Here is a 13,142-nt window from a genome sequence, read left to right as displayed (position 1 = left end):
ATGAAAAAAATAATTATAGCAACCGGACTCGCGCTTTCTGTCATGCTCGGCACCAAAAACTCCATGGCAATTTTTTGTTCCAATTGCTCAACCGTATTCACCCAGCTTTTTCAATACGTCTCCGATGTGGAGACCGTGGTCGAGCTCACCAAACAATACTCCATGCAGATCAAGGAGTATGAGCAATCGATCGCCGATTACGCGGAATTCGTCAGGCAGACCCAGGAGATGATAGAACAGTCGAACCAGCTGAGCAGACAGATGGACAACATGATCCAGAACACCATCAACCTGCCAGGACACCTTAAAGACAGGGTAATCCTTGAGTCCAAGTATCTTCTGGGCAATCTCAGGAACCTGAAAAGCTTCAAGGCGGACCAGGACACGCTCTACAAAATTTACGCAGAAACTTTTCCCGGCCTTGACGAGATCGACATAGAGGGCAAACCCGTCTCCGAGCGTATGGAGATATACGACGCCCAGTTTATCAAGGCGACGACGGATATAGACGAGGTGCTGCAATCTTCCTTCGGTCTCTCCGGCACCCAGCTGGAACAGCTTGAGGCGACCGGCGAATTCGACGCCTACCTGCATGAACTCCTGTCGGAAAAAGAGGGGAACCTCGACGCCCTTGAGGCAGGTAATCAAATCGCGGGAATTATCGCCAAGGAGCTGCGTGAACAACGGGCCTTAACGGCTACCTATATCCAGGCACAAAGCGCCTGGAACGCCCAGGAACGACAGAAGGAAAAGAACCACCAAAAGGAACTGGACAACTGGTTCAACCAAGAGATTGATATGGAGCCGATACTCAAACAACCGGGTCTTTAATCACTCTACATCTGGAGGTGGCTCAATGCCCGGCTGTTTTAAAATAGGTTTCATATTAACCGGCTCATTCATCCATGATTCGTCATATTTGGGTTTTGACTCCAGATAAAAATAAGTGCCTCCAGTAAGGCAAAAAGCAAGGAGCAGTAAAATGATAATTTTTGCAGACATAAAACGACCTCCCATTTTTTTAATCACAACCGTAACTACCTTATTTATTTTAATTAGTTTGTTATTTTTCTGCAACAACGCTCTTGCAGCAGAACCCGAACTGACCATAACAGACAGGCTGATTAACACTTACAAAGACCTCGGGACGACCTGGGGGGCAAATATCAAATCCCATGCCATCTGGCTGCTCAACGCCCTGCTCGTGATCGAGGTTGTCTTTCTCGCTGTCAGGCTCGGTTTTCAAAAAGCTGATATAACCGATGTCATAGCGGAACTTGTCCGAGTTGCCATATTCGGAGCCACCTTTTTCTGTCTCATCATCTACGGTCAGGAGCTCGCGGGTAAAATCGTCGACGGCTTTATTAATTTATCCAAGGATATTCATGGTCCCCCACAGATTGTCTCAAATTTTTTCATAGATAGTTTCAGCATAACAAGGGCTATGACCAAACTTATAACGATCATGAGGCCAGGAGTAGGTATCATGATCGGCCTCTGTATCGTAGTGAGCATCGTCTGCGCCGCGCTTACCTACGGGATGTATCTGATCATTTTGTGCGAAGCATGGATAGTAATGAACGTGGGTATCCTGATACTCGGTTTTGGCGGCAACCGTCATACCAGATCCTGGGCAGCAAATTTTATGCGCTACGCCCTGGCAGTCGGTTTGAAGCTGTTCATTATCCAACTGCTCATAAATGTTATTTACACCCTCGTCCATACCATCGTTGACTGGGAATTCAATACCGCGACAGATGTTTTTGTGGTCACAGCCAACTTCGTTATCTGCGCCTTCCTGGTCAAGGCCCTTCCCGATTCTCTTGCCAGCTTTGTCAGCAACTACTCAGGATCTTCAGGTGGGATGATGGCAGGAGCTATGGCTGCGGCCACAGGCACAGCAGTAGGAGCCGCGAGCATGGGTACCGGCGCTGTCATTGGAGCTTCCGGAGGTGGTGGACTTGCCGGTGGTCTCGGTGGTGCTCAGAAAGGAGCACTTATGAGTCTTTCCGAAGCGGCCCAGGCCCACCTGAAAAAGGGAGACGGCGAAAATGAGTAAAGAACAATCCACCAACCATTACCTGGCTGGGAAAAGGGCCTGGTCGGAACTCTACGGCTCCTTTATCGAGGAGCGCAACCGGTGGCGAATGGTGGCCATGATAGCCGTCACCGCTGCCCTGGTTCTCGGCTTAGCCAACATCTGGCAACTTACCCAGGCAAAAGTCACACCGTATGTGGTCGAGGTGGATCGCGCCGGGCGAGTCTCGGGAGTCACCGCAGCTGCGGCAATCGAGAGCCGTCAGGAGGTCATTCAGTACAGCCTTGCCAGCTTTATAACTGCCTGGCGAACGGTAACGGCTGATATCAGTCTCCAGGAGAAGTTTGTCAAGCAGGCAAGTTTTGTCTCCATAGGAGCTGCCAAGGGTGCACTCGGCGAATGGTACGCGCAAAACAACCCGTATAAAAATTCGGAAAAGAAGCTGGTGGAGGTGCGGATCGCAAGCCTGCCCCTCTACGTATCGGGCAATACCTGGTCCGCCGAATGGGAGGAAATCACCCGGAACCACGCGGGAGACCTCCAAGAGCACAGGAATTACAAAGCCAACCTGGTGATCAGGAAGAAGGCTCCGGAAACACAGATGGAGATCATGCGCAACGCTACGGGCATCTATGTTTCAGAGGTTTCTGTTTCAGAAAAAACAAACGGAGGATTTTAATAAAATGAAAACAACAATCACGACCATCATCATCCTGTTGCTGGGTTGGCATACTGCCATGGCCGAACCACTCCAGCAGACAACAACCATTACAATAGACGATCCGACCCAGATAACTACTTTTGAAATGGGGTCGATCCCCTCGGATCTCCTCCTGGATTCATTGTATGTCTCCCCCATTCCGGCAAACCTGACAAAAAAGGAAAAACAGGCCCTGGAACTTGCCAGGGAGTGGAAGGGGAAAACCCTGAAGCCCGTCCTGACAGATAAGGGCAGAGTAAGCTTCATCTACGGTCACGCTGTTCCGACCATAATCGTCTCCCCGTTCAAGGTTGCCGACCTTGAGCTCCAACCGGGCGAGAAAATCAGTTCAATCATCCTGGGAGATACGGCCAGGTGGCAGGTTGACGTTGTCGATGCCGGAAGCGGAAATAATAAAACCAGCCATATCGCCTTCAAGGTTCTTGATTCGGGATTATCCACCACCGCCCTGATAACGACAGACAGAAGATCCTACCATCTCAACCTCAAATCCGATCCCAAAAAACATATGGGATATACAGGATTTATCTATCCAAAAGATACGGCGGTGGTCCTTGAAAGGGTACAGCAGAAAATCCATGAAAGCGCAAAACAAAGAGTCTCAAAAGAAGGCTTCGATCTGAGCAAGCTTGATTTCAACTACGATATCAAAGGCAATGCTTCGTGGAAACCCGTACAGATCTTCAACGACGGGGAAAAGACCTATATCCGCATGCCGAAGATGCAGGAAATGCCTGTACTGCTGGTAAAGACAGCGGCAGGCCAGGGTCTTGTCAACTACAGGGTCAAGGACAAGACCTTCATCGTCGATCAGCTCTTTGAGGAAGGCTATTTGATCGTTGGAGTAGGCAACAGTCAGAAAAAAGTAACAATCAAACGCAAGGAGGCCTGACATGAAAATCCATGTTCTCTTTCTTCTTCTGGTGTCCCTTCTCTCGTCCTGCGCACAACAGTCAAACAGGTCATACACGACCTTACTGCCCGGTGCGGAGTCGCAAACGATAACCGACTTTATAACAGAGCGCCTGATGGCTGAATATCCCCGACCGTCCGAACAAAGTCTCCTCTTCTTTGCCTCCGGCAACAAGCCTTTTGATAAAGCCCTTGAGGACAGTGCCAGGACTGCAGGCTTCCGGGTGGAAACCATGCCCTCGGACGAGACCATAACAGTGCAATATGTGATCGATGACGTCAAGGGGACGAACGCCAGTTACATCTCCTTAAAAACGGACAAAGGGCTCAATATTTCAAGGACGTTTGACAACACCACCTATGCCCTCAACTCGACATTTTTACAACAGGATACGAAAAATGAGTGAAAAGGCACCGCAAGGGTTAAAACGACCGTCGGTCGCCATAACGACCCTCAGCAGAAAACCGATCGTAATAATAGTACTTCTCTTGTTGATAATTATCGGCCTGGTCGTCTCCGCCATCTTTACAAAACCGGATTTCTCAAGCGAGGAACCGAAAGAGCTTGTCATAAGGCCGTCCGAAGACCTTGATACCATAGCAAACGGGGCCGGGCTCAATCTGCCCAAGGCCCCGGAGACGAAAGGAGTCACGGAAAACAAGGCGCCGAAAGACAGCGGCAGGACACCGCTGCCGCGACCGATAACGGTAGTAAGGCCGCAAATCGATCCGTTGTCACAGATGAGGCAACAGGAGCTCTTGGAAACCAGGCGCTATAAACGTGATCTGCAGAGAGCGGCCCTCCAGTCGGAACCCCTTGCCTACAAGAGTGTTGCCGATCAGGGGAAAGGAAGCAACTCTTATTCGGAAGCTGCAGCAGGAAACAAGACGACCTATTCTCAGTCGACCGTGCAACAGCCTGCAAACACCACCTCAACCAGGCAGAAGCACCTGCAAAATGACCTGGATTACGCAAGAGCAATGGCTGCTGCTGCAGCCAGGGGTGAAGATCCATCCACGGTTCCCTACCCGGCTGCTCAAGGGGAGCAGACGATAGGTGCCGTATCGGATGACTGGGACAATGGATTCAGTATGCAGGGTACCAACCCGCTTGCCCTCCGTACCGGCGCGATTATTCCTACGGTGCTTATCACCGGGATAAACTCAGATCTTTCCGGCCAGATTATCGGTCAGGTCAGCCAGGATGTCTACGACACCGCCACCGGTGACAATATGCTCATTCCCCAGGGCACCCGTCTTGTCGGCCAATACAAGAACGGGGTTGCCCTCGGTGCCAAGAGACTTTTTGTCGCCTGGACACGTCTTGTTTTTCCGGACGGCAGGACCATGACGCTCAACAAGTTTCCAGGGGCGGACCAGCTCGGCCAGAGTGGATTGTCCGATAAGGTCAACAACCACTATTTCAGGATATACGGCCATGCGCTGCTCATGAGCCTGATTACCGGAGGAACAGCATATTCCATCGATACGCTGTCGGACAGCGATAGTGACGTGCCAAGCTTCAGCCAGAGCATGGGAATGGCTCTTGCCACCCAGATGAGCCAGGCCAGCCTTACGCTGCTGCAGAAATTTGCCAATATCAGCCCCACCCTCACCGTGAGGCCCGGCTACAAGCTCAACGTCGTGGTCGTTAAGGACCTGCAATTTACAGAGCAGTACGAGAACAAACTTTAAAGGAGAAACACCATGTGGACGAAAGAAAAGATGCAAGAATACGCGGCCAAAAGAGCAATGACAGTTGAGGACTACCAGGTATGGCTCGACGAGAGGCTTTTTGGCGAAAACGCAACTACCGACCGACAGCTCGAGCCCGACGAAGCAGAGTATCTCGCCTATATGAGCGGAGCCATGATTGCCTCTCCCGAGGAGATGGAACCCGAAGAGCATGGAGGTTGATATGTCTTACCAGGATAAAATTCAGACTTTTATTGATAATACGATACAAGCCATCGAAAGTTCTTCAGCACCCTGGCAGGTGCCCTGGAAAGAGGGAGAGCTGTTCGAGCTTCCCAGAAGTTTTGTTACAGGAAAGGATTACCGGGGAGTCAACCTGGTCGAATTGGCCCGAAAAGGATACAACGATCCCAGGTGGATGACCTATAACCAGGCAAGAGAACACGGCCTCCATGTCCGGAAAGGAGAAAAATCCACTCCGGCACTCTACTACAGCCCGACACGACTTATAAAAGAACAGGATGAAAACGGCAACACCCTTGTCGACAAATCGACCGGCAAGCCCCGGACGAAAGAGGTCGACGCTCCCGTTTTCAAAACATTTGCGCTTTTCAACGGAACCCAGATCGAAGGGCTAAATCCCTATTTAACACAAACTCCGGAATGGAAGCCCGACTGGATAGCGGACGATATTATCAACAGCTTTAAAAGAGACATATCGATAACCGAAAGTCAGCAGGAAAGAGCTTTTTATTCACCCGCAAAACATGCCATCGAGATCCCCGCGAAAGCAAGTTTTAAAAGTCAATCGGAATACTATTCCACCATCTTCCACGAACTGGCCCACGCGACCAAACACCCCGACCTGCTCGACCGGCAAACAGGCCCCGCCTCCGATAAACAGGAGTACGCGAAAGAAGAGCTCAGAGCCGAAATCGCCACCTGGTTGATCTGCACCCAGATCGGTGTGGGATATACGCCTGAGTCTGAAAAGAATAACGAAGCCTATGTCGCCGGATGGTTGAAAAAGCTCCCTAAGAACCAGAGGCAGAAGGAGCTTCTTGCAGCGATCCGGGACGGGGAAAAAATCAGCGAATTCGTTCTCAGCCAGGACAAGGAGGTGATGCTGTGGAAGGAAAAGCTTTCCGAGTCACCAACTCAGGAAAAGGTCACAGACCAAATTGTCCCTGATAAAGATTCCGGATCAGCAGAAAAAATCCTCCTGAGTGTTCCTTTCGAGGAAAAAGACCGGGCCAAAGAGCTTGGCGCCAGGTGGGACCGCCGTCAGAAATCATGGTTTATAGAGCCGGACCAGGACCCGGAGCCCTATAGAAAATGGTTACAAACAGCTACTCAGGTGGAATCTGCAGCCCAGAAAGTGAAGCTGGATGAATCGAGCTGGAATATCGGCTATCAGGATGGCCTGGCCGGAACCAGGGAGCACGAGCGTGAAGTTGTTGACGATCTTTCGTACAGCTCAGGTTGGATCGAAGGTGATGGGACAAGGGAGTTGAGTGTTCAGAGGAACCACGATGAAACACTCGCAGCTCCAGATCCGGAAAGAACCTATCTTGATGTTTCCTTTGAGGAAAAAGACCAGGCAAAAGAGCTTGGCGCGAAATGGGACCGCCGTCAGAAAGCATGGTTTATAGAGCCGGATCAGGACCCGGAGCCCTTTCGAAAATGGCTGCAATCAGAGAAAACAACCTCTTCCATCCTCGACTTTGCGGAAATCGAAAAACAGTTTCGGGACCAGGCTGCCGGTCTAGGCCTTAAAGTCGATACCCTGGTGATGGACGGCTCGATGCAGCGGGTCCCTGTGGACACCGACAAGGCCGGGAAAAAATCAGGAGCATATGTCATCTACCCCGACGGTCGGCCAGCTGGTTTTATGCAGAACCATAAGACCGGGGAGAAAATAAACGTGAAGTATGAAGGTGAACTTCCCAGGGACGCGGTGAAACAAAAAGGCGAAACATCAAGAGAGGAAGAGCTGCAGGCCAGATACGAAAAAGCCGCAAAGACCGCCTTTGGCATCTATGTAAACGCCGCACCGGCCCCGAAGGATCACCCGTATCTGCTGGCAAAGAAAATAGAGCCCGAGGATGGGATCAGGGTCGATAACAGTAACCGTCTTATCATCCCCTTAAAAAATCCAAAAACAGACAGGATAGAGAGTTTGCAGTTCATCTCCGAAAACGGCGACAAGTATCTCTTAAAAGACGGCAGGAAATCGGGTAACTGCTGTGTCCTGGGAAAACTTGAGGCGGACAAGCCCATACTCCTGGCCGAAGGCTACGCCACGGGGAAATCCCTCCAGGACATAGCCCATCTTCCGGCGGTGGTCTGTTTTGACGCAGGCAACATGGAAAACGTCGCCCACTCGATCAAGGAGCTGATGCCGGATGCGGAAATATTTATCTGCGCCGACAACGATCACTCCAAAAAGAAGAATGTAGGGCTTGAAAAGGCAAGAAGAGTAGCCAAGGCCATAGGTGGCGAAGTCATCGTGCCCGAGTTCAGCGAGCAGCAGAAAAAACAGGGATTGACCGACTTCAATGACCTGGCAAATTCAAGGTTCGGCAGGGCTCGGGTGAAAAAGGCTCTTGAAAGAAAAATTCCGTTTCTTGCAAAAGCAAAAGAACAGGATCACGGCCTGGGACTGGAGATGGGACGATGAAAAAACAAAACTACGGTCTCAGGTCAGGGAACCGGGAAACAAAAATACGATGGTGGCTGCCGGTAACAGTTGCACTCTGGGCGGTTGCGGCAATGACCTTCGCAACGCAGTTCTTTGCCTCAGAAGTGGGGTTTCATCCGGCAATAGGGTCACCTGTTATTGCTCACTACTATTTTCCCTGGAATATCATCCTGTGGAATCTTGACAGCAACATAGCAGCCCATCCGGGCCTTACGGAGGCAACGGAACTTGGCATGGCCGTATTCATGGTACCCTTGTCGATAATCTTTATCGTGATCCTTACAAGACGCCCCAGGGGTAACCGGAACCTTCACGGAACAGCGGAATGGGCCAGGAAAAAAGATCTTGGTCCAATGGGACTTACCAATACCACCGGCGTATATGTCGGAGGTTTTGCCGGAAAAAACAGGATACAGTATCTGCTGCACAACGGGCCGGAACATGTCCTGGCATTTGCCCCCACAAGGTCCGGCAAGGGGGTCGGCCTGGTCATCCCCACCCTGCTTGCCTGGGAGGGCTCCACCATCGTACTCGATATCAAGGGGGAGAACTACGCCCTGTCATCGGGGTACCGCAGGAAGAAATTACATCACACCGTCTTCAGGTTCGATCCGGCAAGCCCTCACGGATCGGCCAGGTTCAATCCCCTTGCAGAAGTTCGTCTTGGCACCAGTTACGCCATTTCCGATGCACAGAATATCGCCTCAATGATCTGCGATCCGGACGGCAAGGGGTTGAAAGACTATTTTTCCCAGGCAGGGTACGCCTTTCTGACGGGTCTCATACTCCACGTCCTTGTGGTAAAGGATGACGCAAGTCTTGCCGACGTGGTGGATGAGATCACCAAGGATGAGTACGCCGATGATATCAAGGGGCTTTTTTATCATATGTCGGACACTCCCCACGCCGAGCTGCTGCAGGCCCGGCATCCCTTAATGGAAGCGGATCTTGCGGCCAACATAGAACGGGCAATCCACAGCTACGCCGGAGAGTGCGCGATTAAAGCCGATCGTGAACTGTCAGGGGTTATTTCAACGGCGGTAACCAACCTCTCCCTCTACCGCGACCCGACCGTTGCAAGGAACACCAAAACGTCTGATTTCAGGATTTCCGATATCATGAACTCTGAAAAGCCGGTCGATCTGTATCTGGTGGTGAGTCCCGCAGATCTCGATCGGCTGCGCCCGCTATTAAGGATATTTTTCAATCTGGCACTGCGTAAGCTCACGGCGACGATGGAGTTTAAGGACGGCAGTTCCATTGCCAACTACAAGCACCGCCTGCTTCTTATGCTCGATGAGTTTACAAGCCTTGGCAGGCTTGAGATTATGCAGCGGGCCCTGGCCTTTATGGCAGGCTACGGAATCAAGTCCTATATCATCGTCCAGGACCTCACCCAGCTGCAGGAAGCCTATACCAGGGATGAGTCCATCACCTCAAACTGTCATGTCCGGATAGCATACGCCCCGAACAAGATCGAAACGGCAAAGCTGCTTTCCGACATGACCGGCAAGACCACCGTCGTAGATAAGAAAACCTCCATCTCCGGCAAGCGCTTCGGCCATATGGGCAGCGCCTCCGTCTCAATTTCCGAGGTGGCAAGGCCGCTGCTTACACCTGACGAATGCATGCGCCTTAAAGGGCCGGTCAAGGACTCTTCCGGGGAGAAGATTCTCGAACCCGGGGACATGCTCATATTCGTTGCCGGATTCCCGGCGATCTACGGGCGGCAGATGCTCTACTTTCTCGATCCGGTCCTGTCGGAACGCTCAAGGATTTCAGCAGGTATTTAGCGGAGAATAGAGATGAGACTTCTAAAATTGATAGTCTGTATTCTTGTGGTGCTCGGTCTATACCTTTTCATAGCAAAGTATTGCTATATAAACACCACCGCCAGTTTGCCCTATGGAATTTACTTAAAGACCAACCAGCCAATCGAACAGGGCGTCCTGGTCGCATTCTATCCACCAGCATCCAAGGCTGAATTTGTATCGAGATACACAGAGCCGGGCACCCCGCTTCTCAAGAAAGTAACCTTCATTGGCGGTGAGAAATACCATCTCCCGCCAGCTGCCGAACAAGATTCCAGGGGACGGCCCGTGATTCCGTACATTCCAGCAACGGGGATTGTGCCCCAAAGCCACGTGATCGTAGAGGGAGAGACGATACACAGCCTGGACAGCCGCTATATCGGTCCGATTCCGACAAAGCTTGTCATCACAACCATCAAACCTCTTTGGACCTGGTGATCATATGAACAAGCCGAAAAGAGAAATATGCCTGAAAGCATACATCACCCAGGACGAGCATATCCATATCAAACAGCTTGCCGGACAAACGGGTCTGTCGATATCGGAATACACGCGCAGGGTTTTGAGCAACAGTAAAATCAACAGCAGGCTCGGTCAGGTAAAAAAGATCGGGAGTTTTAATTCAATGTTCCTTACTAAGAATGAGATCAATAGCGTCATAGATGAGGGGATGTCTGCAGCTAAGGTTAATGGAGGGAGATCAAGCTCCAGCCTTAACCCTCACAAGAAAGGCTTCGATAAACATTTTTTCTGGGAATACGGCTATTACCAAGGGAGTGCTGACCCAGAATTTGACGCACAGTTTGATGTAGGTGAATATGAGGGGTACAAGGCTGGTAAAGCAGAAAAAAAACCTGAGTGGCCAGGCCGCAATCCATACCCTGCAGATTCTCCCATGTACTATGGTTGGGAATGTGGGTACGGAGATGCTTACTACTATTTCTTCAAGCAACTAGATAATGAGGTTTGAGTCATCATGGACAAGACCACCATTAAGAGACGCGACCAGGTACGAACGAAGGCAGTAATATCGCACGTCACACCAGAAGAGCATCAGAGAATAAAACAGTTTGCCCAGCAAGCAGGCTTATCGGTATCAGAGTACACCCGCCGAATCTTAACCGGTACAAAGATAAGCAGCAGAGTTGACCAGGCAGCCTTTCTTGCAGCGCTTAAGGTCAACGCGGATCTCGGCCGTCTGGGTGGACTCTTCAAATATTTTCTTTCCCAGGGGAGAACGTTTATTGATCCGGCAGAAGTGAGGCAACTCCTCAGCGAAATCGAGGAGAGGCAGAACGAACTCCGACCGATAATACAGAAAATACAAGATGAGATTTGACTCTCATATTTCTTCAACGATTTGTCCTTCCAGGTATGATCTCCAAACGAATCCCCTGCGAACCGCAAAACGACAACTTTAAACGGCTGGCGGAATATATCGCTGCGGCCAAACATGAAATAGCAACAGAGAAAAACAATTATGAGCACATCGGAAATTTCAACAACCAGCCCCATACTGGAAAACCTGGACCATTGTCCGGAAACAAGTTGCGCAAATTGTCTGAGTGCGGTTTGGCATGTAACGCAGGGCGGCGAGCTAAGGATATATTGTCTCTTGATGCACGCTCTTATAGACGAAAAACTAAAGGCTTGCGACGGGGTGATGATGTCGGAAGCAATGAGAAATGCCTAGATAAATGGACTGCTGGTTGCTATTCCGACCAGGATTACAACCTGGCCATTAATGAAATCAGAGCTACCCAGGCCATGAATGCCCGTACAAAAAAAGAAAAGACCTATCATATGGTCGTAAGTATCCACCCTGAGGACATGGAAAAGCTTTCTATAGCAGATTTTAGAGATATCGAAAAAGAATTTGCTAAAGCCCTGGGGTTTGAAGACCACCAACGTGTCTGCGGTATCCATGTGAATACCGATAATCCCCATCTACATATTGCATACAACATGATCCACAAGGAAAAGTATACAAGGCATGACCCCTGGTACGATTATAAGAAACGCAATGAGGTCTGCAGGGCATTAGAGAAGAAATATGATATCACCATAGATAAGGGAGATGAGCAGCAGTTTACTGATTACCTGAAACGGAGACAGGGGGATATCACATTGGCCTTTGAAGGTGCCAGAAACTGGCAGGAATTACATGAGGACCTTGCTACCTTCGGCCTTGCTGTTCATCTCCGCGGCAATGGCTGTATCCTGGCTGCCATTGGACAGATGCATAAAGATGACCACAGAACAAAGCTCAGTGACTTTGACCGCAACTTTACAAAGAAAAAGCTCGAAGATCGCTTCGGCAAATTTGAAAAATCTGCAGGTGGTTATGATGTTAAAGAGTTTTTCCGGAGAGAGCCAAAGCGGGAGAACCACCAGGCCAGCAAGTTTGAAAATCAAACCGGTCTGAAATCATTTGATACTTATCTCATGGAGTCTAAGGACTTCATTGCCTCAGCTGCAGATCACACAGGGGCATGGCAGGAATTCCACAAAGTGCTTGCAATGATCGGCCTTGAGATTGCCCCCAGGGGCAATGGACATGTACTAAAAGACATTGGTGGCCGAACCAAAGGGAAGAATGCAGCTCCCTTTTCAAAAACAGGGCTTCGTATAACTAAACTTCAGAAAAAGTTCGGCCTTTTTGAGCCTTCCACAGGAAATTATAAGGTAGAAAAATCGTACAAATACCAACCAGTAAATCCTCTTAAGTCCGCAAAAGAAAGAGAAGCCTGGAAGGTCTATATCAGAAACAAAAAAAGATCCCCCAACCTGAACTGGCGGAAGTTTAAAAAAAATCTGCAGCAGTTTTTCGAAGAAGAATACGAGAGGTGAGACATTTTTTTCTTCTCAATCGTATGCCACAGATAAAATTGTAGAAATCTGAAGATGACACACAGGATTGACAAAGCTCAAAGTAACCTGACAACCACCATGTGAACGGGAGTGTTCAAAATTCTGTGTCATCTTCCACAGTGCCAGCTCCTGCCTCAGCGGTAGCGGAGATAAAAGTCAGCGTCGAGAATGGGCTCCGTACAAGTGCTCGTCGGAGATGCTGACTTTTTTCGGAGCGGATTTTGATATCTCATCTTAATACCTGATTTCACCACCACTTTAAAGTCCTAACTCTTGATCCAGCCGACCCTCAAAGAAAATAGCCAGTTGCGAGATGGCCAGAGACCAGTTTTGGATTGGCATTGTCCATTTTTTCTTGGCATTTTGAATCCCCAAATAGAGTAATTTCAGTAA

14 protein-coding genes and 1 pseudogene are annotated in these 13,142 nt (G+C 49.8%); 13 read left to right on the top strand and 2 right to left on the bottom strand.

Going from position 1 to position 13,142, the window contains the following annotated elements:
* Nucleotides 1-831 (top strand): TrbJ/VirB5 family protein, encoded by an 831-nt coding sequence (locus BLQ17_RS12445; protein ID WP_092223325.1) that lies wholly within the window; start codon nt 1-3, stop codon nt 829-831.
* On the opposite strand, the gene BLQ17_RS22635 is transcribed toward BLQ17_RS12445, so the two are convergent.
* Entirely contained in the window at nt 832-1,002 is a 171-nt protein-coding gene (locus BLQ17_RS22635) for a hypothetical protein (RefSeq protein ID WP_176761209.1), read from the bottom strand.
* On the opposite strand from BLQ17_RS22635, the gene trbL reads away from it, so the two are divergent.
* The 12 genes from trbL to traI are packed head-to-tail and all read left to right on the top strand — an operon-like array spanning nt 983 to nt 12,728.
* Entirely contained in the window at nt 983-2,059 is a 1,077-nt protein-coding gene (gene trbL / locus BLQ17_RS12440) for a P-type conjugative transfer protein TrbL (RefSeq protein ID WP_092223323.1), read from the top strand. The genes BLQ17_RS22635 and trbL overlap by 20 nt on opposite strands.
* Nucleotides 2,052-2,717: a VirB8 family type IV secretion system protein gene (locus BLQ17_RS12435; RefSeq protein ID WP_092223321.1), complete on the top strand. Its 666-nt coding sequence runs from the start codon at nt 2,052-2,054 to the stop codon at nt 2,715-2,717. The genes trbL and BLQ17_RS12435 overlap by 8 nt, the downstream gene beginning before the upstream one ends.
* 4 nt (nt 2,718-2,721) lie before the next feature.
* Nucleotides 2,722-3,651, top strand: a complete 930-nt coding sequence (gene trbG, locus BLQ17_RS12430) for a P-type conjugative transfer protein TrbG (protein WP_176761208.1) — start codon at nt 2,722-2,724, stop codon at nt 3,649-3,651.
* Between the two features lies 1 nt (nt 3,652).
* Nucleotides 3,653-4,078, top strand: coding sequence for a hypothetical protein (locus BLQ17_RS12425; protein ID WP_092223316.1), 426 nt, complete (start codon nt 3,653-3,655; stop codon nt 4,076-4,078).
* Nucleotides 4,071-5,366 carry a TrbI/VirB10 family protein gene (locus tag BLQ17_RS12420; protein ID WP_092223314.1) on the top strand — a complete coding sequence of 432 codons (1,296 nt, stop codon included), beginning with the start codon at nt 4,071-4,073 and terminating at the stop codon, nt 5,364-5,366. The genes BLQ17_RS12425 and BLQ17_RS12420 overlap by 8 nt, the downstream gene beginning before the upstream one ends.
* A 12-nt stretch (nt 5,367-5,378) precedes the next feature.
* Entirely contained in the window at nt 5,379-5,588 is a 210-nt protein-coding gene (locus tag BLQ17_RS12415) for a hypothetical protein (protein ID WP_092223312.1), read from the top strand.
* Between the two features lies 1 nt (nt 5,589).
* Nucleotides 5,590-8,046: a DUF5710 domain-containing protein gene (locus BLQ17_RS12410; RefSeq protein ID WP_176761207.1), complete on the top strand. Its 2,457-nt coding sequence runs from the start codon at nt 5,590-5,592 to the stop codon at nt 8,044-8,046.
* The gene (locus BLQ17_RS12405; RefSeq protein WP_092223308.1) at nt 8,043-9,860 is read left to right on the top strand and encodes a type IV secretory system conjugative DNA transfer family protein; all 1,818 of its coding nucleotides are present in this window, start codon (nt 8,043-8,045) and stop codon (nt 9,858-9,860) included. The genes BLQ17_RS12410 and BLQ17_RS12405 overlap by 4 nt, the downstream gene beginning before the upstream one ends.
* A gap of 12 nt (nt 9,861-9,872) precedes the next feature.
* On the top strand, nt 9,873-10,316 hold the full coding sequence (locus tag BLQ17_RS12400) for a S26 family signal peptidase (protein ID WP_092223307.1): 444 nt from the start codon (nt 9,873-9,875) through the stop codon (nt 10,314-10,316).
* A 4-nt stretch (nt 10,317-10,320) separates the two neighbouring features.
* Nucleotides 10,321-10,848 carry a plasmid mobilization protein gene (locus tag BLQ17_RS12395; RefSeq protein WP_092223305.1) on the top strand — a complete coding sequence of 176 codons (528 nt, stop codon included), beginning with the start codon at nt 10,321-10,323 and terminating at the stop codon, nt 10,846-10,848.
* 6 nt (nt 10,849-10,854) lie between these two features.
* Nucleotides 10,855-11,217: a plasmid mobilization protein gene (locus tag BLQ17_RS12390; protein ID WP_092223303.1), complete on the top strand. Its 363-nt coding sequence runs from the start codon at nt 10,855-10,857 to the stop codon at nt 11,215-11,217.
* Nucleotides 11,218-11,252: 35 nt separating this feature from the next.
* Entirely contained in the window at nt 11,253-12,728 is a 1,476-nt protein-coding gene (traI, locus tag BLQ17_RS12385) for a TraI/MobA(P) family conjugative relaxase (protein WP_092223480.1), read from the top strand.
* Between the two features lie 279 nt (nt 12,729-13,007).
* On the opposite strand, the pseudogene BLQ17_RS22260 reads toward traI, so the two are convergent.
* Nucleotides 13,008-13,142: pseudogene (locus BLQ17_RS22260) on the bottom strand (IS256 family transposase); the annotation flags it as partial.

Source organism: Desulforhopalus singaporensis, assembly GCF_900104445.1.
GTDB lineage: Bacteria > Desulfobacterota > Desulfobulbia > Desulfobulbales > Desulfocapsaceae > Desulforhopalus_A > Desulforhopalus_A singaporensis.
The sequence above is the reverse complement of the archived record's forward strand: the minus strand, read 5'-3'. Positions and strand labels throughout refer to the sequence as shown.

What these genes read in the sequence shown, in the direction of transcription:
- BLQ17_RS12390 (WP_092223303.1), top strand. Translation starts at nt 10,855, where the DNA reads ATGGACAAGACCACCATTAAGAGACGCGACCAGGTACGAACGAAGGCA.
- BLQ17_RS12405 (WP_092223308.1), top strand. Translation starts at nt 8,043, where the DNA reads ATGAAAAAACAAAACTACGGTCTCAGGTCAGGGAACCGGGAAACAAAA.
- BLQ17_RS12435 (WP_092223321.1), top strand. Translation starts at nt 2,052, where the DNA reads ATGAGTAAAGAACAATCCACCAACCATTACCTGGCTGGGAAAAGGGCC.
- BLQ17_RS12395 (WP_092223305.1), top strand. Translation starts at nt 10,321, where the DNA reads ATGAACAAGCCGAAAAGAGAAATATGCCTGAAAGCATACATCACCCAG.
- trbL (WP_092223323.1), top strand. Translation starts at nt 983, where the DNA reads ATGATAATTTTTGCAGACATAAAACGACCTCCCATTTTTTTAATCACA.
- BLQ17_RS12420 (WP_092223314.1), top strand. Translation starts at nt 4,071, where the DNA reads ATGAGTGAAAAGGCACCGCAAGGGTTAAAACGACCGTCGGTCGCCATA.
- BLQ17_RS12445 (WP_092223325.1), top strand. Translation starts at nt 1, where the DNA reads ATGAAAAAAATAATTATAGCAACCGGACTCGCGCTTTCTGTCATGCTC.
- BLQ17_RS12425 (WP_092223316.1), top strand. Translation starts at nt 3,653, where the DNA reads ATGAAAATCCATGTTCTCTTTCTTCTTCTGGTGTCCCTTCTCTCGTCC.
- BLQ17_RS12410 (WP_176761207.1), top strand. Translation starts at nt 5,590, where the DNA reads ATGTCTTACCAGGATAAAATTCAGACTTTTATTGATAATACGATACAA.
- BLQ17_RS22635 (WP_176761209.1), bottom strand. Translation starts at nt 1,002, where the DNA reads ATGTCTGCAAAAATTATCATTTTACTGCTCCTTGCTTTTTGCCTTACT.
- BLQ17_RS12400 (WP_092223307.1), top strand. Translation starts at nt 9,873, where the DNA reads ATGAGACTTCTAAAATTGATAGTCTGTATTCTTGTGGTGCTCGGTCTA.
- traI (WP_092223480.1), top strand. Translation starts at nt 11,253, where the DNA reads ATGATCTCCAAACGAATCCCCTGCGAACCGCAAAACGACAACTTTAAA.
- BLQ17_RS12415 (WP_092223312.1), top strand. Translation starts at nt 5,379, where the DNA reads ATGTGGACGAAAGAAAAGATGCAAGAATACGCGGCCAAAAGAGCAATG.
- trbG (WP_176761208.1), top strand. Translation starts at nt 2,722, where the DNA reads ATGAAAACAACAATCACGACCATCATCATCCTGTTGCTGGGTTGGCAT.